Source organism: Symbiobacterium terraclitae (genome assembly GCF_017874315.1).
In the GTDB taxonomy this organism is placed as follows: domain Bacteria; phylum Bacillota; class Sulfobacillia; order Symbiobacteriales; family Symbiobacteriaceae; genus Symbiobacterium; species Symbiobacterium terraclitae.
The window spans coordinates 32,371-56,754 of the sequence record NZ_JAGGLG010000010.1 but is presented as its reverse complement, the minus strand read 5'-3'; the positions used below and the strand labels follow the sequence as shown (position 1 = coordinate 56,754).

At 69.7% G+C, this 24,384-nt stretch carries 24 protein-coding genes; 12 read left to right on the top strand and 12 right to left on the bottom strand.

Features of this window, described 5'->3' with window-relative positions:
• The first annotated feature begins 91 nt into the window (after positions 1 to 91).
• From leuC to J2Z79_RS07625, 6 genes are all read left to right on the top strand, one after another.
• On the top strand, positions 92 to 1,516 hold the full coding sequence (leuC, locus tag J2Z79_RS07650) for a 3-isopropylmalate dehydratase large subunit (protein ID WP_209466283.1): 1,425 nt from the start codon (positions 92 to 94) through the stop codon (positions 1,514 to 1,516).
• Positions 1,513 to 2,127 (top strand): 3-isopropylmalate dehydratase small subunit, encoded by a 615-nt coding sequence (gene leuD, locus J2Z79_RS07645; RefSeq protein ID WP_209466282.1) that lies wholly within the window; start codon positions 1,513 to 1,515, stop codon positions 2,125 to 2,127. The genes leuC and leuD overlap by 4 nt, the downstream gene beginning before the upstream one ends.
• Before the next feature lie 122 nt (positions 2,128 to 2,249).
• Positions 2,250 to 2,609 carry a DUF952 domain-containing protein gene (locus tag J2Z79_RS07640; RefSeq protein WP_209466281.1) on the top strand — a complete coding sequence of 120 codons (360 nt, stop codon included), beginning with the start codon at positions 2,250 to 2,252 and terminating at the stop codon, positions 2,607 to 2,609.
• A gap of 1,302 nt (positions 2,610 to 3,911) precedes the next feature.
• Complete coding sequence (locus J2Z79_RS07635) at positions 3,912 to 4,856, top strand: hypothetical protein (protein ID WP_209466280.1); 945 nt, start codon at positions 3,912 to 3,914, stop codon at positions 4,854 to 4,856.
• A 345-nt stretch (positions 4,857 to 5,201) separates the two neighbouring features.
• Positions 5,202 to 5,624: a hypothetical protein gene (locus tag J2Z79_RS07630; RefSeq protein WP_209466279.1), complete on the top strand. Its 423-nt coding sequence runs from the start codon at positions 5,202 to 5,204 to the stop codon at positions 5,622 to 5,624.
• A 131-nt stretch (positions 5,625 to 5,755) separates the two neighbouring features.
• Complete coding sequence (locus tag J2Z79_RS07625) at positions 5,756 to 6,259, top strand: VOC family protein (protein ID WP_342589441.1); 504 nt, start codon at positions 5,756 to 5,758, stop codon at positions 6,257 to 6,259.
• 75 nt (positions 6,260 to 6,334) lie between these two features.
• On the opposite strand, the gene J2Z79_RS07620 is transcribed toward J2Z79_RS07625, so the two are convergent.
• Positions 6,335 to 6,751, bottom strand: a complete 417-nt coding sequence (locus tag J2Z79_RS07620; protein ID WP_209466278.1) for an EamA family transporter — start codon at positions 6,749 to 6,751, stop codon at positions 6,335 to 6,337.
• A gap of 52 nt (positions 6,752 to 6,803) precedes the next feature.
• Between J2Z79_RS07620 and J2Z79_RS07615 the strand changes: the two genes are divergently transcribed.
• Positions 6,804 to 7,031: a hypothetical protein gene (locus tag J2Z79_RS07615; protein ID WP_209466277.1), complete on the top strand. Its 228-nt coding sequence runs from the start codon at positions 6,804 to 6,806 to the stop codon at positions 7,029 to 7,031.
• Positions 7,032 to 7,222: 191 nt separating this feature from the next.
• Positions 7,223 to 7,393 carry a hypothetical protein gene (locus J2Z79_RS07610; RefSeq protein WP_209466276.1) on the top strand — a complete coding sequence of 57 codons (171 nt, stop codon included), beginning with the start codon at positions 7,223 to 7,225 and terminating at the stop codon, positions 7,391 to 7,393.
• Between the two features lie 21 nt (positions 7,394 to 7,414).
• On the opposite strand, the gene J2Z79_RS19140 is transcribed toward J2Z79_RS07610, so the two are convergent.
• From J2Z79_RS19140 to J2Z79_RS07555, 11 genes are all read right to left on the bottom strand, one after another.
• A complete protein-coding gene (locus J2Z79_RS19140; RefSeq protein ID WP_209466275.1) occupies positions 7,415 to 8,239 on the bottom strand; it encodes a DinB family protein in 825 nt (274 codons plus the stop codon).
• A 3-nt stretch (positions 8,240 to 8,242) separates the two neighbouring features.
• Complete coding sequence (locus tag J2Z79_RS07600) at positions 8,243 to 9,322, bottom strand: sigma-70 family RNA polymerase sigma factor (protein WP_209466274.1); 1,080 nt, start codon at positions 9,320 to 9,322, stop codon at positions 8,243 to 8,245.
• Between the two features lie 25 nt (positions 9,323 to 9,347).
• Positions 9,348 to 10,280 (bottom strand): DMT family transporter, encoded by a 933-nt coding sequence (locus J2Z79_RS07595; RefSeq protein ID WP_209466273.1) that lies wholly within the window; start codon positions 10,278 to 10,280, stop codon positions 9,348 to 9,350.
• Between the two features lie 589 nt (positions 10,281 to 10,869).
• Positions 10,870 to 11,574 carry an ABC transporter ATP-binding protein gene (locus J2Z79_RS07590; RefSeq protein ID WP_209466272.1) on the bottom strand — a complete coding sequence of 235 codons (705 nt, stop codon included), beginning with the start codon at positions 11,572 to 11,574 and terminating at the stop codon, positions 10,870 to 10,872.
• Positions 11,567 to 12,301: an ABC transporter ATP-binding protein gene (locus J2Z79_RS07585; protein WP_209466271.1), complete on the bottom strand. Its 735-nt coding sequence runs from the start codon at positions 12,299 to 12,301 to the stop codon at positions 11,567 to 11,569. Before J2Z79_RS07585 ends, J2Z79_RS07590 begins: the two co-directional genes overlap by 8 nt.
• Positions 12,302 to 13,285 carry a branched-chain amino acid ABC transporter permease gene (locus J2Z79_RS07580; protein ID WP_209466270.1) on the bottom strand — a complete coding sequence of 328 codons (984 nt, stop codon included), beginning with the start codon at positions 13,283 to 13,285 and terminating at the stop codon, positions 12,302 to 12,304.
• Positions 13,282 to 14,157, bottom strand: a complete 876-nt coding sequence (locus J2Z79_RS07575) for a branched-chain amino acid ABC transporter permease (RefSeq protein WP_209466269.1) — start codon at positions 14,155 to 14,157, stop codon at positions 13,282 to 13,284. Before J2Z79_RS07575 ends, J2Z79_RS07580 begins: the two co-directional genes overlap by 4 nt.
• A 58-nt stretch (positions 14,158 to 14,215) precedes the next feature.
• Positions 14,216 to 15,535 (bottom strand): ABC transporter substrate-binding protein, encoded by a 1,320-nt coding sequence (locus J2Z79_RS07570; protein WP_209466268.1) that lies wholly within the window; start codon positions 15,533 to 15,535, stop codon positions 14,216 to 14,218.
• A gap of 30 nt (positions 15,536 to 15,565) precedes the next feature.
• Positions 15,566 to 16,642, bottom strand: a complete 1,077-nt coding sequence (locus tag J2Z79_RS07565) for a TRAP transporter substrate-binding protein (RefSeq protein WP_209466267.1) — start codon at positions 16,640 to 16,642, stop codon at positions 15,566 to 15,568.
• A gap of 112 nt (positions 16,643 to 16,754) precedes the next feature.
• Positions 16,755 to 17,441, bottom strand: coding sequence for a response regulator (locus tag J2Z79_RS07560; RefSeq protein ID WP_209466266.1), 687 nt, complete (start codon positions 17,439 to 17,441; stop codon positions 16,755 to 16,757).
• Between the two features lie 2 nt (positions 17,442 to 17,443).
• Entirely contained in the window at positions 17,444 to 19,072 is a 1,629-nt protein-coding gene (locus tag J2Z79_RS07555) for an ATP-binding protein (RefSeq protein ID WP_342589440.1), read from the bottom strand.
• Between the two features lie 175 nt (positions 19,073 to 19,247).
• Here J2Z79_RS07555 and J2Z79_RS07550 point away from each other — a divergent pair, with 175 nt between their 5' ends.
• Genes J2Z79_RS07550 through J2Z79_RS07535 form a run of 4 tightly spaced genes read left to right on the top strand, consistent with a single transcriptional unit; the run spans position 19,248 to position 24,222 of the window.
• Complete coding sequence (locus J2Z79_RS07550; RefSeq protein WP_209466265.1) at positions 19,248 to 20,006, top strand: hypothetical protein; 759 nt, start codon at positions 19,248 to 19,250, stop codon at positions 20,004 to 20,006.
• 60 nt (positions 20,007 to 20,066) lie between these two features.
• On the top strand, positions 20,067 to 22,364 hold the full coding sequence (locus J2Z79_RS07545; protein ID WP_209466264.1) for a hypothetical protein: 2,298 nt from the start codon (positions 20,067 to 20,069) through the stop codon (positions 22,362 to 22,364).
• Positions 22,364 to 23,368 carry an ABC transporter ATP-binding protein gene (locus J2Z79_RS07540; RefSeq protein ID WP_209466263.1) on the top strand — a complete coding sequence of 335 codons (1,005 nt, stop codon included), beginning with the start codon at positions 22,364 to 22,366 and terminating at the stop codon, positions 23,366 to 23,368. Before J2Z79_RS07545 ends, J2Z79_RS07540 begins: the two co-directional genes overlap by 1 nt.
• Positions 23,365 to 24,222, top strand: a complete 858-nt coding sequence (locus J2Z79_RS07535) for an ABC transporter permease (RefSeq protein ID WP_209466262.1) — start codon at positions 23,365 to 23,367, stop codon at positions 24,220 to 24,222. Before J2Z79_RS07540 ends, J2Z79_RS07535 begins: the two co-directional genes overlap by 4 nt.
• Positions 24,223 to 24,384: the final 162 nt, after the last annotated feature.

Here is a 24,384-nt window from a genome sequence, read left to right as displayed (position 1 = left end):
CCCCATAGCGTATAGCTATCGGTACTATAGTTATCATATGTTGGAGTTCTAGATCAACCCCAGGTATATATGTTGCAAAGGGGTGATCGGCATGAGCGGACGGACCTTGTTCGACAAGATCTGGGAACGGCACGTGGTGCGCCAGGAGCCCGGCAAGCCGGCGCTTCTGTACATCGACCTGCACCTGGTGCACGAGGTGACCTCGCCCCAGGCATTTGAGGGGCTGCGCCTCGCCGGGCGGAAGGTCCGGCGGCCGGACCTGACCCTCGCCACCATGGACCATAACGTGCCCACCACCGACCGGTCGCAGCCGCTGACCGACGAGATCGCGGCGCGGCAGATGGCGGCCCTGGCGCAGAACTGCGCCGAGTTCGGTGTGCGGCTCTTCGACCTGCACAACCCGTACCAGGGCATCGTGCACGTGATCGGCCCGGAACTGGGCCTCACCCAGCCGGGCATGACGATCGTCTGCGGCGACAGCCACACCGCCACCCACGGGGCCTTCGGAGCCCTCGCCTTCGGCATCGGCACCAGCGAGGTGGAGCACGTGCTCGCCACCCAGTGTCTGGTACAGCACAAGCCGAAGGTGATGGAGGTGCGGGTGAAGGGCGCCCTGCCGCCCGGGACGACCGCCAAGGACCTGATCCTCGGCATCATCGGCCAGATCGGCACCGACGGCGCCACCGGATACGTGATCGAGTACACCGGCGAGGCCATCCGCTCGCTCTCGATGGAGGGGCGGATGACCGTCTGCAACATGTCCATCGAGGCAGGCGCCCGGGCGGGGATGATCGCCCCGGATGAGACGACCTTCGCGTACCTGAAGGGCCGGCCGCACGCGCCCCGGGGCGAAGCCTGGGAGGCGGCGGTGGCCGACTGGCGGACCCTGGCCTCCGACCCCGACGCGGTCTACGACCGGGTGGTCGAGTTCGACGCCAGCCAGCTGGTGCCCACCGTGTCGTGGGGCACCAATCCCGGGCAGGTGGTGCCGGTCACCGGCCGGGTGCCCGACCCGAAGGACTTCGCCGACCCCGCCCAGCGCAAGGCGGCCGAGGCGGCCCTGGCCTACATGGGACTCACGCCCGGCACGCCCATCCAGGAGATCCGCATCGACCGGGTCTTCATCGGATCCTGCACCAACGGGCGCATCGAGGACCTGCGGGCCGCCGCCGCGGTGGCCAGGGGCCGGCGGGTGGCGCCGGGGGTCCACGCCATGGTGGTGCCCGGCTCCGGCCAGGTGAAGGCGCAGGCAGAGGCCGAGGGGCTGGACCGGATCTTCCGGGAGGCGGGCTTCGAGTGGCGGGAGGCCGGCTGCTCCATGTGCCTCGGCATGAACCCCGACATCCTCTCGCCCGGCGAGCGGTGCGCCTCCACGTCCAACCGGAACTTCGAGGGCCGGCAGGGCAAGGGCGGACGGACGCACCTGGTCAGCCCGGCCATGGCCGCGGCCGCGGCGATTGCGGGCCACTTCGTCGACGTGCGGGAGCTGGTGGCGGAAGGGAGTGTGGCGCAGTGAGGCCCTTCGTGCGTGAGACCGGGCTGGCGGTGCCCCTGGACCGGGTGAACGTGGACACCGACCAGATCATCCCCAAGCAGTTCCTGAAGCGGATCGAGCGGACGGGCTTCGGCCAGTTCCTCTTTAACGACTGGCGCTACCTGCCGGACGGGTCGCCGAACCCGGACTTCGTGCTGAACAGGCCGCAGTACGCCGGGGCGACGATCCTGATCGCCGGGCGGAACTTCGGATCGGGCTCCTCCCGGGAGCACGCCCCGTGGGCGCTGACCGACTACGGTTTCCGGGCGGTGATCGCCCCGTCGTTCGCCGACATCTTCTACAACAACTGCTTCCAGAACGGGCTGCTGCCGGTGGTGCTGCCGGAGGACGCGGTGGCCGAGCTGATGCGCCGGGCGGAGCAGCCGGGGTACAGGCTGACCGTGGACCTGGAGCGCTGCGTCGTCGAGGATGAGGCGGGGTTCTCGGCGCCCTTCGCCATCGACGAGTTCCGGCGGCACCGGATGCTGCACGGGCTGGACGAGATCGGGCTGACGCTGCAGCACGAGGCGGAGATCGCCGCCTACGAGGCGCGGCGGCCCGCATGGATGCCGAAGACGCCGGTGGTAGGGTAGGGCGGAGGTCGCGTCGAAACCTTCTGCTGATCCGGCAGGCTGAGCAGAGGCTCGCGGTGCCGGCTGCGCTGGATGCGAGTGCGGCCGCGGCACGCACCATGCCGGGCGGGGAGGTCTTCGCGGTGCGCATCACGTATCACGGAACGCCCAGGGCCTGGTACGAGCGTCTGGACCCGGCGCAGCCATACGTACCGGCGGACTTCGAACGGGAAGGCTTCATCCACTGCACGGACGGGCGTGAGGCGGTCTCGATCATCCTGACGCTCCTGTATCGAGACGATCCCGGAGAGTGGGTGGTGCTGTACATCGACAAGGAGAAGGTGCAGGCGCCCATCAAGTATGAAGACCCGGCCGGCATCTATCCCCACATCTACGGCCCGCTCAACCGGGACGCCATCGCGGCCGTCGCGCCGATCGGCCGGTCGCCGGACGGGGTGTTCCTGATGCCGCCGGAGCTCGAGAATCTCCAGGCCATGGGGTAGAACTGTCGCCACACGACGGGTGTGTCTGGGGCGGAGGCGAGCGCCTCCGCCCTTCGGCATCTCACGGGGCGTTGCAATGCTCACACGATGTGCGCGTTTGGCGACTGGCAGCGGCAGATCGCGGGAGACGGGGTGCCGCGCTCCCGACCTCGTCGCGCCGATCACACGACATGCAAGTCTGGGGTGCGAAAGTGGCAGAGCGTGTGAGGCTGGGGCGCAAGACGAGGGGGCGCGGCGCCTCGGTTGCACATGAGCCTCACACAACCTGCCAGGTTGGCGCATGGAACTGGCAAAGCGTGTGAGACTGGGCGCGAGACAGGAGGCGCGGCGCCTCGGTCACGCATGAGCCTCACACAATCTGCCAGGTTGGCGCGTGGAACTGGCAAAGCGTGTGAGACTGGGGCGCGAGACAGGGGGGTGCGTCGCCTCGATCACGCATGAGCCTCACGCGACATACCAGGTTGGCGCGTGGAACTGGCAGAGCGTGTGAGGCTGGGGCGCGAAACGGGGGGCGCGGCGCCACGGTCGCGCATGAGCCTCACACGCCATGCCAGGTTGGCGCGTGGAACTGACAAAGCGTGTGAGGCTGGCCAGGCGGAGGCGACCCGTGTGGCGGGACCAGGACGGTGGAGCACCCGGCCTCCTGCGACGCTCACACGAGATGCAAGCCTGGTCATGAAACTGGCAAGGCTTGTGAGACTGCCGGGGCACACCAGGGCCTGGAGTCATGAGAACAGGCGGTCGTGGGTCGGGGCAACAAGGAGGAGCGCGCCTGGAGTGCCCGCGCGCCTGGCACCGCAGGGGGTCAGGCCCTGAAGCACTGCGACGGGCACAGCAATGCTCACACGACATGCGAGTTTGGTGGCGGTTGGTTGCAAAGCATGTGAGATGGGGGATGCGGGGCGGGACCGGGGAGAGGGAACCTCGCCGTCGAGGGGCGGAGTGGCGCTACTGCACATGACCAGGGTTACGATGCATCGGGGGTTGTCGTGCCCGGGACAGCGGTACGAACCCTGACCCTCATACGGCATGCCCGTCCGGCCCCCGCAGTGGGCAAGGTGTGGGCACCACCTGGAAGGAGGGCCTGAGCGGTTGTGCATGGAGGCCGGAGGGGTGACGCGATGAAACAGCTTCGCGTTCCGGTCCGTCCAAGCGGGTGAAGCGCTGTTGGAGGAGGTAGTTACCATGAAACAGTTACACTCAGCTCTCCTTGCAGTGATCGTTGCACTCTCCCTGTCCGGGTGCGCGGCGACGGGTGCTCCCGCACTGAGCCCGGAAAACGGAGAGACGTCCTCCGCTGCATTGCACCAGGCTGCTGCAGACAAGGAGCAGGCGCGCGGCGCGGAGGATGCAGCTGATCAGGGGATCGGCCCCGCGCGTGCCGCTAACCGGGTGCACGAGACCGACGCGCCGGGCGCATCCGCCCATCGGCAGAAGACCGGCGACGAGGAGGCCGCTCGAGCCGTCGTCGAGGAGTTCGGCCGCAGGCTCAAGATGATCCCGTTGCTCGCCCCTCCCGAGGTGTTGGGCACGAGCATGCGGGAGGAGTACGGCGACCTGGTCTCCCCCGAGCTCCTGGAGCGGTGGCAGCAAGATCCGGCGAACGCCCCCGGGCGAACCGTATCCAGCCCGTGGCCGGACCGGATCGAGATCGTGACGGTGACCCGCAGAGCCGACGACTCCTTTGAGGTGCAGGGCGAGATCATCCTGAAGACGAGCCAGGATACGGAGCAGGGCTTCTCCGCGAAGCGGGCCATTACGCTCGTGGTGACCCGGACCGGTGACCGCTGGCTGATCACCGAGGTCACACTGGGCGACTACGTTGCCCCCGGGCCGGTGACGTACATCAACGGCGAGTACGGCTTCGTCTTCTCGCTTCCGGAGAGCTGGCAGGGCTACACAATCGTCACCGACACCTGGGAGGGCCTCCCCGTCGGCGGCAGCGAGCCCGTGGAGACCGGTCCGCTGCTGCGCATCCGGCACCCCGGGTGGCGTGCCGAGGCCCCCCGGCAGGACATCCCCATCATGGTCTTCACCCTGAGCCAATGGGAGGCCCTGCAGGCGGGGGAGTTCCACATCGGCGCCGCGCCGATCGGGCCGACCGAACTCGGGCGGAACGACGAGTACGTCTTCGCCCTGCCGGCCCGGTACAACTACGCCTTCCCCGAGGGCTACGAGGAAGTGGAGGAGATCCTGGCGGGCAGCCCGCTGCAGCCGCGGAAGCCGGTTCCCGCACCGCGGCCCTGATGAGACGGGCCCAGGGCCTGGACGCCGTCCGATGCGCCGCGACTCGGCCACAGAGGGGCGGGGCACCCGGGCGCACCACGTTCCAGCAGAGCAGAGCACAGGGTCCGCACCCACGGAGGTGCGGACCCTGCTGTGTTCCGGAAGGGCCAGGAGCTGTCCGCCGACCCGGAGCAAGGGCACTGCCACCGCACCGTGAGCCGCCTTGCTCAGGGGCGGCGCCCCCGGTACGTTAGCCGCGAATGCCCCCGGCCCAACCGGCAATCGCCAGGACCGAACGCAAAGCGGCGCGGAAATCGTCTCACTGTTAGCAGAGGCGCGAAGAGACTGCGGGAAGGAGGATGACGGATGCGTCGATGGGGGACGCACCTCACTGCGATCTGCGGCGGGTTGGCCTCGGTTTGGGCGGCGGGGCTGGTCTGGCCGCTGGTCCTCGATGAGCGGACGAACACGTTCTCCTGGGGCTACTTCGCCGTGTCCCGCGCGCTGCTGGCGCTGGCGGGGTTCCTGCTCCTCGCTCCGTTGGTCTGGCAGCGGCCGCGCGGCCATCACCGCGTCGCGCTGCACTGGGGGCTGCTGGCCGTGTATGGAGTCGTAGGGGTCATCCTGGCAGCCGCCCATCCCCTCACGATGCTCCTGGTCACGAACGGTGCCGGCGCGCTGGGCCGCCTGCTGGGCCAGCTGGCACTGGCGCCGTTCCTCAGCGCCTTCGGAGCTGTCCTCGTCGGTGCGGGGACCGCCCACGCCTTCGGCCGGCCGGAGGCGGAGTGACGCACATCTTTGTCCCCCGGCTGCAGGCATCGGTCCCACCCGTGCGGAAACCATACTACCCAGCAACGGATCGGTGCGGGGAACCCGGTAACGGGGCCGCAACGGTCCGGAAGCGAAATGGGGGATGTGCGGTGGCCAAGTTGCAGCGGGTGGTTCCGTGCCTGTGGTTCGATACCGAGGCTGAGGAAGCGGCGACGTTCTACACCTCCATCTTCGACAACGCCAGGATCGTGCGGGTGACCCGGTTCGCGGAGGCGGGGCAGGAGATCCACGGCAGGCCGGCCGGCAGCGTCATGGCCGTGGTGTTCACGCTGGACGGTCAGGAGTTCATGGCCCTGAACGGCGGTCCCCAGTTCAAGTTCACCGAGGCCGTCTCGTTTCAGGTGTTCTGCGAGACCCAGGAGGAGATCGACTACTACTGGTCCCGCCTTACCGCCGACGGCGGTCAGGAAGGGCCCTGCGGCTGGCTCAAGGACCGCTTCGGCCTCTCCTGGCAGGTCGTCCCCCGGGCGATGGAGGAGGAGTGGCTGGTCGACCCCGACCCGGCCAGGGTGCAGCGGGTGCTTGAGGTCCTGTACACGATGGAGGGCAAGCTGGAGATCGAGCCGCTGCGGCGTGCCTACTACGGAGAGTAGAAGACGCGCAGAACCCCCTGCCGTGCTCCGGGCAGGGGGTTCTGCCGCATGACGCCAACCGGCGGGTGCGCCCCGCTACTTCCACAGCATCAGGAACGTGCCGGCGACGATCAGCCCGCCCGCCAGCAGCGTCTGGGGCGTGAACTTCTCGCCGAGGATGATGTACGAGAGGATGAGCGTCAGCGCGATGCTGGACTTGTCGATGGGGGCGACCCGGGAGACGTCGCCCTCGGCGATGGCCTTGTAGTAAAAGAGCCAGGAGAGGCCGGTCGCCAGGCCCGAGAGGATGAGGAAGGTCCAGTTGTGCCGGGTGAGCGCGCGGATGCCGTGGTGGGCGCCGATGGTGAAGACGATGCCCCACGACAGGACGATGATGACCGTGGTGCGGATCGCCGTGGCCAGGTTCGAGTCGACGCCCTTGATGCCGATCTTCGCCAGGATCGCCGTGAGCGCTGCAAACAGTGCTGACAACAGTGCGTAGAGTTTCCACATCGCCCGTTCGCCTCCTGGAGTCCGTCTGGATGCACGACCGCCACGAACTGGATTGTACATCTTTTCCAGGGACACGGGCAACCCGGCCGAGGCGCCCGGGCGTGCGGCACAGGCGCTGCTGCTCCAGAACTGGATCGCCGGCCCGGCCAGCCTCGTCTCCCTGCTGCCCCTCGATCTGGTGCGGGTGCCGCAGGAGGAGCGGAAGATGCTCCGCCACTTCGGCGACGAGGACCGGCGCTACGGCGAGCGGACGGGGCGGATTTTCCCGCGGCCGCGGTAGCGGGCGGCCGCTGCGAGTACCGAAACGTGGGGGGATGTGCCCGACGGGGCACATCCCCCCACACAGTTTCTGTCCGCGAATGGGACGGAAGCGGCAGGGAACGGGACTGAGGCGGGATCCGGGCGGCATAAGGTACTCTGGGTTCCCCGCCCGGCAGGCGGGGGCAGTCCTGCGAGATGGGGGGCAGGTACATGCGCCGGCATGCGGCGGTGCTTCTTCTGTGCGGCAGCGCGTGCCTGATGGCCGGGCTGTCGCTGCAGGGCGCGGTGCGATACGCCGCGCTGACCGGGTGGACCCTGGGGCTCGCGTTCACCCTGGCGGCCGCAACTCTGGCCGTCACCAGCCACCTGAGGGGAGACTGATCCGCCCCGGGGCGGGGCCCTTCAGATCCCGTGGACCCGCCGGGTCTCCCGGATCTGCTCCACGTGGCCGGCCGCGTGGCAGGCCAGCATCCCCACCATCCGGCCGACGGGCATCCGCGCCCCGGCCTCGTTCACGGTGTACCGCTGGAGCGCCCCCGGCACGTACTCGATCAGCTGCACCAGGTGTTCGTGCACGGCCCGGAACAGGGCCACTGACGGCCCCACCGGCCGCCGGTGCGAGTGGAGCCCCTCGTCCCACGTGTCGGGGCTGTACGGGTTCGGGCGGTAGAGGCGCCCGGGCTCGGCGATGGCGTAGCGCAGGCCGGCGATGGCGCCCACGGCGGAGTCGGTCATGTGGTGGACGATCTGCCGGATCGACCACTTGCCCGGCGCCCGGGCCAGGTCCAGCTGGGCCTCGGTGAGGCCGGCCAGCGCGGCCTCGAGGCGGTCGGGCGCCGACCGGAAGAGCGCCAGGGCCTCTTCGGGCGTCAGGTCGTTCTCGGTCCAGAAGCTGACCGTGTAGCCGTTGGGGTCCGGCAGCTCGAGCTTGCGCTCCCCCCAGTCCGTCCGCACCAGGACCGCCTCGGGCAGCCGCCGGGCCGTCGCCTCGATGTCGGGCGTGAAGAAGTAGAGCACCGCCCCCGGCCTGGCCCGCGTCCCCGGCGGCGCCAGGTAGGGCGCCGGGTCGACTGCGGGCCCGGCCAGCAGCACGTGGCCGGACGGCGTCTCGAGGTGAGCGGCGTCCGGGTGGCGCGCGACCAGCCGGAAGCCCAGCCGCTCCGTGTAGAACCGCACGCTCTCTTCCAGGTCGCGCACCGGGATCGCCCGGGTGGGTCGACTGCTCACGATCTACCCCTCCCCCTGGTGGAAGTAGCCCCACGTGCAGGCCGGCACGTTCAGCCTGCCGGCGGCGTACCGGATCAGCTCGGGCGTGAAGTAGTACAGGCGCATCGCCGTGATGCGGTCTCCCGCGGTGGTGAGCCGGACAAGCTGCCCCAGGGCACGCCCGTGCTCCTCGGTCCGGAAGTAGACGAACACGACGGGCTCGCCGTCCAGCTCCCCGTACTCCGCCCACTGTGGCCGGGGATCCCGGGTCCAGTCCTCCAGCGAGTACTTGCGGATGACCTCCCGGCCGTACTCGACGCCGCACTCCACGATATCGCATTCGGCGCCCTCGGTCAGGAGAGCGGCGATGGCGTCGGGGTCCCGGCGGTTGAAGGCATCCAGGTACGCGGCGACCACGGCGCTGGGCACGGGGACGGTCGGACGGGTCGGCCGCCGTTCGCCTGGGGCAGCGGGCTGCGGGTCCCCGCTCGCTGGCAGCCGATTGCCCAGGGCATCGGACCGCAGGTCCCCGCTGGCCGGCGGTCGATCGGCCGGGGGCCTGGTCCGCAGGCCGGCACCGACCGGCGGTCCCTCGCCGGCGGCGGCCGCCCGCAATCCGGCGCGCGCCCGGTGCAGGGCGGCCTTCACCGCACCCTCGGTCGAGTGCAGCATGGCGGCCACCTCCGCAGCCGTGAAGTCGAAGACCTGGGTGAGGAGGAGGACCACCCGCTGGCGCGGCGGCAGGGCGGCGACGAGGTGCTCCATGGCCGCCCACGTCTCCACGGGGTCGGGCTCCTCGCCGGCCGGTTCCGCCGCGTCCAGCTCCACCGGGGTGACACGCCGCCGGCGTACGTCGTCGATCCAGGCGTTGGTGGCGATGCGGAACAGGTAGGGGCGGGCCTCCACCGGCTCCCACCAGGTGAGCCGGGCGAAGGCCCGCATCATCGTCTCCTGCATCAGGTCGTCGGCGTCCCAGGCCGAGCCGGTCAGGCGCAGGCAGTAGCGCCAGAGGTCGGGCCGGTGCGGCTCGATGAGCCGCATGAACGCCCTGCGGGCCTCCCCCACGGGGCGGCCCAGGCGCTGCAGGGTGCCGGGTGAGTCCATCGGCGCATCCCTCCCGGGTACTCCTTCACCCAGTGCCACGGGAAACGCGGCGGAAAGGATACGATCGCCGCTGCGGGTTCGTTTCGGCAGCTGGCTCGGGCGACCCGCACCGCACGAAGAGCCAGATTCCGGCCAGCAGCAGGACGCCTCCGGCGACCGTGGTCCACCCCGGCGCCTCGCGGAAGATGATCCACGCCAGGACGGTCGCGAACACCGGCTCGCCGAGGGTGCTCATGGAGACCGTGGCGGCGCCGACCCAGCGCAGGGCCCAGTTGAACAGCGTGTGGCCGAAGATCGTGGGGATGACCGCCAGGGCCGCGAACAGCACCCACTCCCGCGCCGGGTACGGCGACAGGGGGATCCCCTGCGGCAGCATCAGGAGCCACAGGAAGGCGGCGGAGAGGGCGTAGACGATGCAGGAGTACAGCCCGGCGGACATCTTCTGCCGGGCGAACCGCCCGGCGACGGTGTAGAACGAGATCGTCACCGCGCCCAGGAAGGCCAGCAGGTCGCCGAACAGGGCCGACCCGGACACCCGGAAGTCGCCCCAGCCGACGATGACGCCGCCCACCACGCCGATGACCATGGCGATGACGCCCGTCCGGTTCGTCCGCTCCCCGAGCAGCCAGTAGCCCAGGGCCAGGACGATGAAGGGGTTGGCCGTCACCAGCACGGTGGAGGAGGCCACCGTAGTGAAGCGGAGGCTTTCAATCCAGGTGTAGAAGTGCAGCGCCAGCGCCAGGGCGCTGCCGGTGAGCAGGAGCCAGTCACGCCGGTCCAGGCGGCGCAGGGCCTCCCGCTCCCGCAGCAGCACCGGGCCGGCCAGCAGCAGCACCGACAGGGCCAGCCGGTAGAACGCCAGCACCAGGGCCGGGGCCTCAGAGAGCCGGATGATGATCGACGAGAAACCCACCGCCAGGACGGCGACAACCAGGGCCACGATCGTGAGCAGCGGCACTGCGGCGACTCCCCCACATGAATGTTCTGTCGTGACGGAGGCTTTTGACCTGAAATGCCCATTCTCCTGCACGGCCGCCCTGCGATATCCGGGGGCCGGCCCCCCTGTGCGGGCCGGCCGTTCGCCGCGGGGGCGTGGCCTGTGCGTGCGCAGGGAGACAAGCGTTTGTGTCAAGTATAGTACAAAAGGACTATTCCGAATAGGGTCACTGCCGGAGACTGGCGGTACCCTGTGACGCGCAAGCTACGGGCGGAAGGGAAAGAGCCACAGCAAGCGACCCGACTCGACCCGCGCAGAGGCCAACCAGGAATGCGTCAGGAGGTGTCACGGACCGGTGGGGTGGCTCAGCCTCCCTTCCCGGGTGGCGGCGGCGCCCGGCATCTGGCCAGCCGCCCCCGCACGTGTAAAGCCCTCTTCCGGACTGGGCGGAAGGGGGCCTTCCTGCGCGCGGCGGGACAGCTTTCTCCGTGTTCCTCGGGCCCGCAACAACCCGGCAGGATCGAACCGCGACGACTGCTCGCCAGGGTCGTGCCTCAAGCATGAGCCCGGGTGTGGCCACCCACACCCGGGCTCGCGGATCCGGGGCCGCCTACGCCCCGAGGTAGGCCTTCTTCACGTGCTCGTTCTCCAGCAGTTGCTGCCCGGTTCCCGACAGCGTGATCCGGCCGTTCTCCATCACGTAGCCCCGGTCGGCGATGGCCAGGGACTGGGCGGTGTTCTGCTCCACCAGCAGCACCGTGATCCCCTCGTCCCGCAGCCGGCGGACGATGGCGAAGACCTCCTTCACGACGATCGGCGCCAGGCCCAGCGAGGGCTCGTCCAGCATCAGCACCTTCGGCTGCGCCATCAGCCCCCGGCCGATGGCCACCATCTGCTGCTCGCCGCCGGAAAGGGTGCCGGCCAGCTGGTGCGCCCGCTCCTTCAGCTTCGGGAAGAAGGCGTACACCCGCTCCAGGGCCTCGGCCCGCTTTTGCCGCGCGGCCGGCAGGTGGGAGCCTACCATGAGGTTCTCGAGCACGGTCATCTTGGGGAAGAGCCGGCGGCCCTCGGGCACCTGCACCACCCCGCGGGCCACCACCTGGTGGGAGGCCAGGGTGTGGATCGGCTCGCCCTCGAAGTGGATGGAACCGCCGCTCAGGGGGATGATGCGCGAGATCGCCTTCAGCGTGGTCGACTTGCCGGCGCCGTTGGCGCCGACCAGGGCGACGATCGCGCCCTTCTCCACGGTGAGGGAGGCGCCCCAGAGCGCCCGCACGTCGCCGTAGTCCACCGCCACGTCACGCAGCTCAAGCATGGTGCGCCACCTCCCCGCCCAGGTAGGCCTCGATGACGGCCGGGTTGTTGACGACCTCCTGCGGTGTCCCCGCGGCGATCAGCTCGCCGTGGTTGAGTACCACGACCCGGTCAGACAGGGTCATCACGACCTGCATCACGTGCTCCACGCCGGCCACAGAGCCGATACCCATGTCCGCCAGCCGGCGCAGCAGGGCGATCATCTCCTCCACCTCGGTGGGGTTGAGGCCGGCCGAGACCTCGTCCAGCAGGATCAGATCCGGCTTCGTCGCCAGCGCCCGGGCCACCTCCAGCCGTTTGCGGCCGGCCAGGGTGAGGGTGGAGGCCAGCAGGTGCGCCCTGCCGTGCAGGCCGACGAACTCCAGGATGCGCATGGCCTCGGCGCGGGCCTGGGCCACGGAGTTGGTTCGGGCGAAGGCGCCCACCATCACGTTCTCGAGGATCGAGAGGCCCGGGAAGGGCTTCACGATCTGGAAGGTGCGCCCCAGCCCCCTGAGGGCCCGCTGGTGCGGCTTCAACCGGTTGATGACCTCGCCCTTGAAGCGGATCTCGCCCTCGGTGGGGCTGTGGAAGCCGGAGATCAGGTTGAAGACGGTGGTCTTGCCCGCACCGTTGGGGCCGATGATCGAGAGCACCTCGCCCTTCTGCACCGCGAAGGAGACGCCGCGCACGGCGTAGAGGCCGCCGAACGCCTTGGTCAGGTTGGTGACTTCGAGCAGTGCCTCCACTTAGCTCGCCTCCTTTCGGGCGACGAAGGTGGCGCCCGTCGCTGCGAGCCGGGCCGCCCGCCGGTCCTTCAGCCGCTGCTGGATCGTGCCCAGCACGCCGCCGGGCAGGAAGAGGATCGCGGCCATGAGCAGCAGCCCGTAGATCAGCAGGTGGGCCTGCTTGAACTGCGCCCGGAAGAGCTCGCTGGCCAGGACCAGCAGGGTGGCGCCGACGGTGGGCCCCAAGACGGTGCCCCGCCCGCCGATGATGGCCACGATGGCCATCTGCAGCGAGACCGGCTCCGAGAGCACGATGTCCGGCTCGATGTAGGAGAGGAAGGAGGCGTAGAATGCGCCGGTCACCGCCGAGATCACCGCGCTGATCACCAGGGCCAGGTTCTTGTAGCCGGTGGTGTTGATGCCGATGGACTCGGCGGTCTCCTGGTCCTCGCGGATCGCCGTGAAGTAGTAGCCCACCTTGTTCCGCTCGATCCACCAGGTGAGGCCCACGGCGACGATGGCCACCGCGGCGATGAACCAGTAGAACGGGGCCCGGGAGATGCCCATGAAGAGCCGGGGCACCATGATGCCCACGGCGCCGTTGGTCACCGACCGCCAGGCCAGGGCCACCAGCCGCAGTACCTCGGCGATGGCCAGGGTGCCCAGCACGAAGTAGGGGCCGTGGAGCCGGAAGGTGATGGAGCCGATGAAGAGCGAGAGCGGAACGGCCAGCAGGATGCCCAGCGCGATGCCGAGCCACGGGTTCCAGCCGAAGCGGGTGGCGGTGATGGCCAGCGTGTAGGCGCCGAGACCGAAGAAGGCCGAGTGACCCAGGCTCAGCTGGCCGGCGTAGCCGCCGAGGATGTTCCAGGCGGTGCCCAGGGAGGTCCAGACCAGGATCAGGATCAGGACGTTCAGCCAGTACGGGTTCTTGATCACCAGGGGGACGGCCAGCACGGCGACGGCCAGCAGGACCGGCAGGATCAGCTCCTTGACCTTGCTCATGCCCGTGCCCTCCCGAACAGCCCCTCCGGCTTGAAGAGCAGGACCAGGATGAAGACGAAGAAGCCGATGGCATCCTTGAGCTCGTGGCCGACGAAGATCTGGCCCAGCGATTCGGCCAGGGCGAGGGTGACGCCGCCCAGCGCGGCGCCGACCACGCTGCCCATGCCGCCGAGCACCACCATGGTGAAGGCCTTCAGGCCGAAGTTCTCACCGACGGTGGGGTAGAGGTAGTAGACCGGGGTGAGCAGGGCGCCGGCGGCGCCGGCCAGCGCCATGCCGAGGCCGAAGGCCGTCATCTGGACGTTCTGCACGTTGACGCCCATCAGCTGGGCGGCGTGGATGTCCTGCGACGTGGCCCGGAGCGCCCGCCCGAACTCGGACTTCATGAGGTAGAGGTAGAGGCCGACGGTGATGGCCACCGCGAGGAAGAAGGAGATGATGTAGGCCAGGTTCATGGAGACGCTGCCGATGCGGATGACCGTCTCGGCGTAGCTGGTCCGGATCTGGCGGTAGTCGGCGGTGAAGAGCAGCTGCGCCGTGTTGACGAGCACCATGGAGAGGCCCACGGTGAGCAGGATCTGGTTCATGTGCGACGCGGTGGCGATGCGCTTGATCACCAGCCGCTGGATCAGCATGCCCAGGACGAACAGGATCGGGCCGCTGACCAGGATGCCCAGGTAGGGGTCGAGGCCGAGGTGGTTCACCAGCAGATAGGTGGTGTACATGCCCACCATGAGGAAGGCGCCGTGGGCCAGGTTCACGATGTCCATCACGCCGAAGACCAGGGCGAGCCCCACGCCGATCAGCGCGTACATGCCGCCCAGCAGGAGGCCGCTCACCAGGTTCTGCGGCAGCTGTGCGAGAAGTTCCACGCGTTCAACCCCTTTTCTCCACGGCGCCCGGCTGTGCGCCGGGCGCCGTCGCTCTTCCTTACTTCCGCTCGGACCAGGTCGGGGTGGGCAGGATGGGGGCGGCCGCGGCGTACTCGCTGGGCCAGACGGTGACGTAGTTGCCGTCCTGAACCTGGGTGACCAGCATCGGGTGGGCGTTCTGCCCCTTCTCGTTGAACTTCATCGGCCCGAAGATCGTGGCGTCCGGCCCCATGTCGGTCTCGGCGAGGGCCTGGCGGACCGCCTCACGGTCGAGCGAGCCGGCCCGCTCCAGGACGTCCTTCACGAGGTAGAGGGCGGCGTGGGTCTCGGCCGAGTGGTAGGCGGGCTCGACGCCGTAGCGCTTCTCGAACTCCTCGGCGAACTCCTTGGCGCCCTTCCAGGCGACATCTGTGGTCCAGAGGGTGGCGGAGAACGTATACTCGGCGTCCTTGCCGGCGCCCTCCTCACGCACGAACTCCGGGGTCGAGAAGCCGGCGCCTGCGCCGATGTAGACCTTCGGGTTGAAGTCCAGCTCGCGGGCCTGGCGCATGAGCAGCGTGGCGTCGAGCAGGTAGGAGACGTAGAGGACCACGTCGGGGTTGGCGGCCTTCACCTTGGTGATCAGCGGCTTGAAGTCCGGGGCGCCCTTGGCATAGCCCTCGTAGGCCACGACCTGGATGCCGGCCTTCTCGGCCAGCTCCCTGGCCGGCTGGGCGGTGGAGGTGCCGAAGTTGGTGTTCTCGTAGACGATGGCCATGGTCTTGGGCTTGACCTGGTCCATCAGGAAGTTGACGACTGTGGATGCGTACTCGGATGAGGGCGAGTTGATGCGGAAGACGTACCTGGAGCCGAATTCGGTGATGTTGTCGGCCGCGGCGGTCGGCACGATGAAGGGCACCTGGTAGGTGGTGGCGGTCTGCGCCGCGGGCAGCGTGGCCGCCGAGGAGTAGGAGCCGATGATCAGCGGGACCTTGGTCTGGGTGGCCAGCTTCTCAGCGGCGGAGATGGCGTTCTCGGGCTTGGAGGCGTCGTCCTCGACGATCAGCTTCAGCGGGCGGCCCAACACGCCGCCGGCGGCGTTGATCTCCTCCAGGGCGATCTGGTAGCCCCGCATGTGGGCCTCGCCGAACTTGGCCTCGGAGCCGGTGAGGGCGGTGATGATGCCGATCTCGATCTCATCGGGGAGATTGGCCTGTGAGCTGGACGGGTTGGATGCGCCGGACGAGCCGCTCGAGGTGCCGGATCCGGCAGAGCCCGATGAGCCGGAGGAACTGGATGAGCTGGACGAGCCAGGGCTCTGCGTGGCGGAGCCGCCGCAGCCCGCGAGGAGCAGAACGGCCATCAGGAGCGCAAGGGCACGAACGGGACCTCTCCTCATCACGGTTTCTCCTTTCGGTCGTTGCTTGCTCTATGGGTTACCTGGCACGGGGGAGCCGGCGCGCTTCAACTCCTCCAGTGCCAATTTGAGCTCGGCGTCGTCAACGGTGGTGAGGAACGAGTCGAAGACCGGCCGGAGCGCTTCGGCCCACTCAGCCCGCTCCTCGGGCGTCTGCTCGTGGATCTCCACGTGGCCCGACGCCCGGATCCGCTCCAGGTCCTCCGCGTTGAGCCGGCCGGCGTTCTCCCGGTTCCAGCGGGTAGCCTCCTCCAGCGCCCAGGTAAGGACCTCCCGGACCTCCTCGTCCAGGTTCCGCCACCGGTCGGCGTCCACGATCACCACGTAGCCCAGGTAGCCGTGGTTGGAGAGCGTCATGTACCGCTGGACCTCGTGGAACTTTTTGGAGTAGATGTTGGACGGGGTGTTCTCCTGCCCGTCGACCTGGCCGACCTCCAGCGCCCGGTAGGTCTCGTCGAAGCCGATGGTCAGGCCGGTGGCCCCCAGCAGGCGGAACTGCTCCACCAGCACCCGGGAGGGCTGCACCCGGAACCGCTGCCCGGCGAAGTCCTCGGGGTGGATGAGGGGCCGGACGGCGGAGGTCATCTGCTTGAAGCCGTTGTCCCACATGGTGAGGCCCATCAGCCCCCGCCGCCGGAGCACCTTGAAGAGCCGCTCCCCGATGGCGCCCTCCATCGCCTGGACCACGGCGTCGTGGTCCGCGAAGACGTAGGGGAGGTCGAAGACCTGCCACTCGGGGAAGAGCTCGGCCAGCTTGCCGGTGGAGGGGGCGATCATGTCCACCCGCCCCTCCCGCAGGGCCCTGATCTCCGCCTCGCCGTCGCCCACCAGCTGGCCGTTGGGGAAGACCTGGACCTCCACCCGGCCGCCGGTCCGCTCGTGGACCAGGTCGGCGAACTTCCGGGCCGCCAGCCCCTTTGGGGTGTGCTCGGCCACCACGTGGGAGAACGTCAGGATGATGCGCTCCTCCGGCGCCCACTGCTCGTGGTCGGCCACCCGCCGGGGCAGGCACCCGCCAATCGGGAGGGTTATGGCGAGGATAAGCAGCGGGAGCAGGTGCTGCCCGATCCGCCGGGCCGTGCTCCGCATGAGGCACCGCCTCCCTGTCTGTAGCTTATAACCAGACGTAATGATAAGCATAGATTTGGAACATAACGTAGATTTCGGTCTTATTGTGCGACCAAAACCGGTGGGCCGGCCCCTACCGGAGGAAGTACCGGTAGACGGGCCGGCCCACCGGGGCATACTGCAACTCGACGCCGAGGCGCCCTTCCTGCACCAGGTAGTCCAGGTAGCGCCGCACCGTCACCCGGGCGAGTCCGATGCCGTTGCCCACCTCCGCGGCCGACAGCGGCCGGTTGGCGTTGACGAGGTAGAGCAGCACCTGTCGCAGTGTCCACTCCGTGAGACCCTTGGGCAGGGAGCGCTCCTGCCGGGCGCCGGGCGCAGCGCCCAGTCCCGCCCGCCACCGGTCCAGCTCCGCCTGGCTGAGGTCGGCGGACTCCCGCAGCCGGGCGCGCATCCGGGCATAGGCCAGGAGCGTGGCCTGCAGGCGCTCGAACTTGAAGGGCTTGATGATGTAGTCGACAGCCCCGTTCCGCAGCACCTCCTGCACGGTCTGCACGTCGCGTGCGGCCGTGACGGCCAGCACGTCGCAGGGCAGCTCCCGCCGCCGGATCTCCCGCAGGGCGGCCAGCCCGTCCATGTCGGGCAGGTAGATGTCCAGCAGCACCAGGTCCGGGGCGAGCGCGGCCGCCAGCTCCAGGCCCTCCGCGGCCGTGCGGGCCGTGCCCACCACGGTGAAGGGGCCGGCGCCCTCCACGTAGGCGCGGTTCACCTCAGCCACCATCGGGTCGTCCTCCACAACCAGCACACGGAACGTCTCCACGCTCAGTCCCCCCCTCTGGCTCCGGGCTGGCGCCGCGGCAGCCGCACGGTGAAGCGGGTGCCCCCGGGTCCCGTCTCGAGGTCGATCTGGCCGCCTGCGCTCTCCAGCCGCCGCCGGACCAGGGCCAGCCCGACCCCCCGCCCGGACCCCGCCTTGGTGCTGAAGCCCGGCTGCCAGACCTGCTCCTGCAGTTCAGGCGGAATGCCCGGACCGGAGTCCTGCACCACCGCCGTGATCACGCCCTCGTCGTCATCGTCAACCCACACGTGCACGCGCCGCCGCTCGGGCGGGAGCCCCGCCACGGCCTCCATGGCGTTCTCCACCAGGTTCCCGAGCACTACGACCAGCGCACCGGCGTCGTGGTCGGCCAGGGGCCCCAGGTGGCACCCGGCGTCGAGCTCCAGGTGGACCCCCAGCTCGCGGGCCCGGTGCAGCTTGCCCAGCAGCAGGCCGGCGATCCGGTGGTCCGCAAAGTGGCCCGCCAGGAACCGGGCCTGCTCCTGCTGCTCCTCGCAGCTGGCGAAAATATAGTCGCTGGCCTGCTGGTAGCGGCCCAGTTGGATCAGGCCGGCGATGGTGTGCAGCCGGTTCATGTGCTCGTGGTTCTGGGCCCGCAGCGACTCCACGAATGCCCGCACGCCGGTCAGCTCCTCGGCCAGGCGGTGGACCTCGGTGCGGTCCCGGAAAGTGGCCACAGCCCCGATGATCTCGCCGTTCCGCCAGACCGGCACCCGGTTGGTCAGGACCTCGGTGCTGCCCAGCACCATCTCCTGGTTGAACTCGGGGGAGGCGGTCTCCAGGATCCGCGGCAGCCGGCTGTTGGGGATCACCTCGGAGACGGGCTTCCCCAGCGCGTCCCGGCCGGCGCCCAGCACCCGCTGCGCCACCGCGTTCAGCACCGTCACCCGCTGCTCCCGGTCGATGGCCACGACGCCCTCGCCGATCGCGTCCAGGATCGCCACCCGCTCCTGCAGCTTCCGGGCGATCTCCGCCGGCTCCAGGCCCAGGAGCTGTCGCTTGATGCGGCCGCCCAGGAGCCAGGCACCGGTGAGGCCCACCGCCGACGCCACCAGCAGGGCGAGGGTGAGCTGCGGCAGGAGGTCGTGGAGCACGGCGGCCACCGAGGGCGTGATCACCCCCACCAGAACCACGCCCACCTGCTCCCGCAGGTCCTCGGACATGATGGGCACGAAGGCCCGCACGCTGTTGCCCCGCTCGCCCCGGGCGTAGGAGACGTAGGAGTGCTCGGCGAAGGCCGGCCCGCCGTCCTCGGACTCGAAGCGGGTGCCGATGCGGGCAGTGAGCGGGTGGCTGTACCGGCGCCGGGCCTGGTCGATCACCACCACGTACTCCATGCCGTTGGCAATGCGGATGCGCTCGGCGATCGGCTGGATGACCGCCTCGCCGCCGGGCTGGCCGACATAGCGCTTCACGTCGGTGATCTCCGCCACGGTCCGGGCCACGTGCATCGCCCGCTGGCCGGCCTGCTCCTCCACCGTGCGCAGCGCGTAGAAGGCCACGACGACGGTGCCGGCGCAGACGGAGACCAGCACCAGCGCCGCCGCCAGCAGCGCGATCTGGACCTGCAGCGACAGCTGCGGCCGCCGGAGCGCGGGCCCCAGGGTTGCCACGACGTCTCACCACCGGTCTGCCTTGAGTGGCAATAGGGTAGAATGACTATTTCGTGAGCAGAACGACGATTCCTTGCGGCCATTGATGTTTGGAATGAACTGGCCCTGAGGATCGGGAGGGGCCTGAAACGCACGGGGAAGCGCCTTCGTCAATGGAGCAACGGAGGGTTCTGAAATGAAGAAGATATTGACGGCGCTTCTGCTCGTTCTCTTGGCGGCAGCTGGTTGCAGTGGCGCCGCGGATGATATCGTCATCGGCGACAGGCCGTACCACATCGACCCGTCCACCTGCGACCCCGACTCCCGCCGGGTGATCGACCAGGAGCAACTGAGCCAGATCAACCGCTGCGCCAGTGAGCGGGTGGCGATGGTGGACGGCACGCCCGCCAGCTACGTGGTGATCCGCCACGGGCCCGGCATGGACTGTCCCGCCGGCTGCATCTACGAGGAGAAGGCGGCAATCGTGCTGCCCGACCGCGTGGCCATTCTGCCCGAGCCGTTCCTGACCGACCGGGAGATCCGCGATCGCCTCAACCACGAGCTGTACCTCGCCCTGCCGGGCGATGTTCTGCGCCACGCGGAGCGCCACCTCGTGGAGCGCAACGGGCAGTGGCAGATGGTCCTGACCTTCGACAAGTACCTCGAGGGAACCGTGACCCTCAACCCAGACAGGCGCTGGGAGGAGAGCATGCAGGTCGACGCCGTACCGACCGGCATCCTGACGGCGCCCGAGGCCCAGGAAAGGGTGCTGGAAGCGTACGCGGGGCAGTGCCAGCCTCCGGGGGGCGCGTTGCTCAGCACCGAACTGACCCCGCTGGAGGAGGGCGGCTGGCTCGTCACCGTGGTGTGGGAGATGGGCGATGTGTACCACAAGGTGGCCGCACGGGTGGACAACGCGGGAGCGGTCACCTTCCCCGACGGATGCGGCAACTAGCCCAAAGGCCAGATGGGCGAGTGGCCAACAACCCCGAGCGAACTGCGAGGAGGAGACAACGTGCGAAGATTTTGGCTCTGGGCACTCCTGTTGGTGCTCCTGGCCGCCTCGCCCGCCGCGGCGGCGGGTGTCGGCATGAGCGTAGAACCCGCCTTCCAGGGCCGCGCGAAGGAGGGGGAGTGGGTCACCCTCTTCGTGGATCTGAAGAGCGAGGACCAGGCTGTCGCCGGCGAGGTGACGGTGGAGCTCGTCCCTCCCCCCGGCCTGGGCTACCTGCCTTACGCCCGGTATGCCCTGCCCTACAGCCTGCCCGCCGGCGGCGCCCAGCGGGTGGCGGTGAGCCTGCCCAACGAGCAGAGCTGGCCGCTGCGGGTGGAGCTCCGCGCCGGCGGGGAGCTTGTGGACCAGCGGACGATTGAACTCGACTGGCTGCGGCCCGAGGGGCTGCTGATCGGCGTGCTCGCAGACGGCGGCGGCCTGGCCGGGGCCCTGGGCACGCTGCAGGGGGGCGAGGGCACCGCCCGGGTGGTGCAGCTCAGACCGGACAGCCTGCCCGACAGCCCCACCCTGCTGGGCAGCCTCGACATCATCGCCCTGGCCGGGTTCGACACCGGCGCGCTCACCCCGCGCCAGCTGCAGGCGCTGGAGGCCTGGGTCGCCCGGGGCGGCACGCTCCTGCTCTTCGGCGGCCCCGACTGGCAGCGGACCCTGGGCCCGCTGCCGGAGCGCCTGTTGCCCGTGGAGATCACGGGGACCCAGGAGGTCTCCATGGCTCCGCTCGGCGACGCGGCCGGGGTGGCGCTCGACGTGACCGGCGTCGTGAGTGTCGGCCCGCTCGTCCGGGGCTCCGCCCTCCTGTGGGCGGGAGGGTCGCCTGAGCCCGGGCAGGCTGCGGCCGGCGAGGCTGCCCCTGGCGCGCCGGTGCTGGCTGCCGTCCTGCAGGTGGGCTCGGGGCGGGTGGTCTACCTGGCCTTCGACCCCACGCTGGAGCCCGTGTCCGGCTGGGATGGGCTCGCACCGCTCCTGGGCAGGGTGGTGGCACCGGCTGCCGGCAAGCCCCGGGTGATGCTGATAGACTGGCGGCTGCAGCAGGCCATCCAGCGGATCCCCGACTGGGGGCTTCCCGCCGTCTGGCTGGTGGGCGTCCTCCTGGCGGGCTACCTGGTCGTCGTGGGCCCCGTCAACTTCCTGGTGCTGCGCCGGCTGGACCGGCGGGAGTGGGCCTGGCTCACCGTGCCCGTCCTCTCCCTGGTCTTCCTGGGGGCCGTGTACAGTCTGGGCGCCGGCCGGTTCCAGGCGGGCATCAGCCACCTGATCACGACCACGGAGCTTGTGCCGGGGGCTGACGCCGGCGTGATGACCACCCATGTCGGCATCTACGCCCCAGGGCGGACAAGGCTCACGCTGCCCCTGCCCGGCGGCGCTCCCGTGCGGGTGCTGAGCACCGCCAGCGTGGTGGGCGGCGTGCAGTCGCGGATCGTCGCCGGCGGGGCCGCCGCGGTCGAGTTCACCGGACTGACCAACTACACCATGACCGGATTCTCGCTGGAGGAGCCGGTGGCGGTGTCCGGCGGGCTCGAGCTGGTGGACCTGGTCGTCAGCGGCGGCGAGGTGACCGGGCGGGTCCGCAACAGCCTGCCGGTGGTCGTGACGGGGGTGGAGGTCCTCAGCGACCGGTCCAGGGAGGGCATCGGCACGCTGGGGCCGGGCGAGACCTCGGAGCCCTTCCGGATCAGCCTCGGAGCCCGGCTGGACCCCAAGGACTGGATCCACCCCCTGGCCACGCTGGAGTACGATCCAGACGGTGACCCGCGCATCGAGGAGCTGCGCGCCTTCGTCTGGGAGGCGGGGCAGGGGAGGCTCGGCTCCTCGCTGCTGGTGCTGGGCTGGACCGACGCGCCCCTGGCGCAGCCGAGCGTCGATCCGCCCGGCAAGCGGGCCTCGGGCGTGAACCTGGTCTACTCGTTCCACCCGATCCCCGCCAGTGCGGACGGCGACCTCCCGGCCGGGGTGGTCGTCGGCCGCCCGGTGGACGCCGACCCCGTGCTCCTGGTCGGGCAGTCGGCCTACCTGGCGCGGGCGGGCAGCCACCACTTCGTCATCACCCTGCCGCCGATGGATCCGTCCCGGGTGGCCGAGGTGGCCATCGACCTGCGCGGGCCCGTGCGGGAGGCCGTGATGTCGGTCTACGTCCGCAACCAGCTGAGCGGCGAGTGGGTGCCGCTTGCCGCGCGGCGCACCGTCCTCCCCGACTGGCAGCAGTTCGTGCTGCCCGGCGGGGTGATCGAGCTGCGCTACGACCTCTCCGTCGAGGCCGAGTTCATGGCGCCCACGGTGGAAGTCAAGGGGGTGCGCTGATGCTGCGGGTGGAAGGACTGGTAAAGCGGTACGGCGACGTGGAGGCGGTGCGGGACGTCACCTTCGCCGTGGCACCCGGCTCGATCTACGGCTTCGTCGGACCGAACGGCGCGGGGAAGACGACCACCCTGAAGGTCATCGCCACGCTCCTGCGCCCTGACGCCGGCCGGGTGTTCATCGGGGATGTGGACGTGCTGCAGCACCCGGAGGAGGCCCGGACCCGGCTGGGCTATATGCCGGACTTCTTCGGGGTGTACGACAACCTGCGGGTCGACGAGTATATGCAGTTCTACGCCGACTGCTACGGGGTGCCCACCGCCGGCCGGGACCGACTGATTGGCTCGCTCCTGGAGCTGGTCGACCTGGCAGACAAGCGGGAGGCCTACGTCGACGGGCTCTCCCGGGGCATGAAGCAGCGGCTCTGCCTCGCCCGCTGCCTGGTGCACGACCCCGACCTGCTGATCCTCGACGAGCCCGCCTCCGGCCTGGACCCCCGGGCCCGGGTGGAGATGCGGGAGATCCTGCAGGAGCTGCGGCGCAGGGGCAAGACGATTCTGATCTCGTCGCACATCCTGGCCGAGCTGGCGGAGCTGTGCTCCCACATTGGCATCATCCACGCCGGGCGCATGGTGGTGTCGGGCCCGGTGGAGCAGATCCAGCGGGAGGCCGGCGCCCGGGTGATCGAGGTGCGCCTCGCGGGTGGTCTGGGGACCGGCCCGCATGGCGAGGCGGGTGCAGGGCACGCGCAGGGCGGGGCTGATCAGCCCGGTGCGCAGGGTGCAGTCCACCCGGATACCCTGGCGACCGTCATGGCGGTGCCGGGGGTCCGCAGCGTCGCCGTTGAGGACGGGGCGCTGCGGGTGGCGATGGAGGGGGAGGACGAGGCGGCGGCGGCGCTGCTGGCCCACCTGGTCCGGGCCGGGCTGCCGGTCGTCCACTTCGCCGAGGTCAAGTCGAAGCTCGAGGATGTCTTCATGGCGATCACGGGGGGTGAGGAGCAGTGACCGCATGGTGGGGATTCGTACGCAACCCGGTGTTCCTGCGGGAAGTGCGCGTGCGGATGCGCGGCTGGCGGACCCCGGGGCTGATCGTGCTCTACGTGGGCCTGCTCGGGCTCCTCGCCCTGCTGATCTTCGCCGCCTCCATGAAGGGCAACCGCCCCGCCGGCTTTGCCCCCGAGGTGGGCGGGATCATCTACGCCGCGCTGGCGATGTTCCAGCTTGTGCTTCTCGTGCTGGCGGTACCCGGGCTGGCCGCCGGGGCCATCGCCGGCGAGCGGGAGCGGCAGACGCTGGACCTGCTGCTGATCACACGCCTCTCCGCCGCACAGGTGGTGGTGGGCAAGCTCCTCGCCGCCACGGGCTTCGCCCTGCTCCTGATGTTCGCCTCGCTGCCCGTGTTCGGGCTGATCTTCCTCTTCGGCGGGTTCTCGCTCTACCGGCTGGGCCTCTCCGCCGTGGTCTACGTGGTGACGGTGCTGCTGCTCGGTGCGGTCTCGCTGTACTTCAGCGCGGTCTACCGGCGCACCCAGACGGCGGTGGTGGCGGCCTACGGCGTGGTGACGACCTGGATCCTGCTGTCCCCGCTGTTCGGGGCCCTGACGTACCACGTGTTCTTCGAGCGTGACAACCCGCCCGTCTGGGGCCTGATCTTCGCCTACACCAACCCCGCCTTCGGGCTGGCGGCCGCCGCAGGGCAGCCGCTCTCGGAGATGACCCGGCTCTACACGCCCATCCTCTCCACGGAGGCGTTGCGCGAGGCGATCTGGTGGAAGTACTGCCTGATCGCCCTGCTGATCATCGGCGTACTCCTCTGGCGAACCGTGCAGCGCATCCAGCCGCTGAAGTCCAAGGGGTAGTAAAGGAGATCGGAGCAACACGCCGCCGAGCAGTCGGCGGCGTTTTCGTATGGCGAGGGGCGGGGCTCCAGGGAGTCTGCCATCACTGCGACAGCGCACCGCCACGCGGCCGAGCATGACGGACCGGCACTGCATACCCCGGCGAGACCTTCCAAACAATAA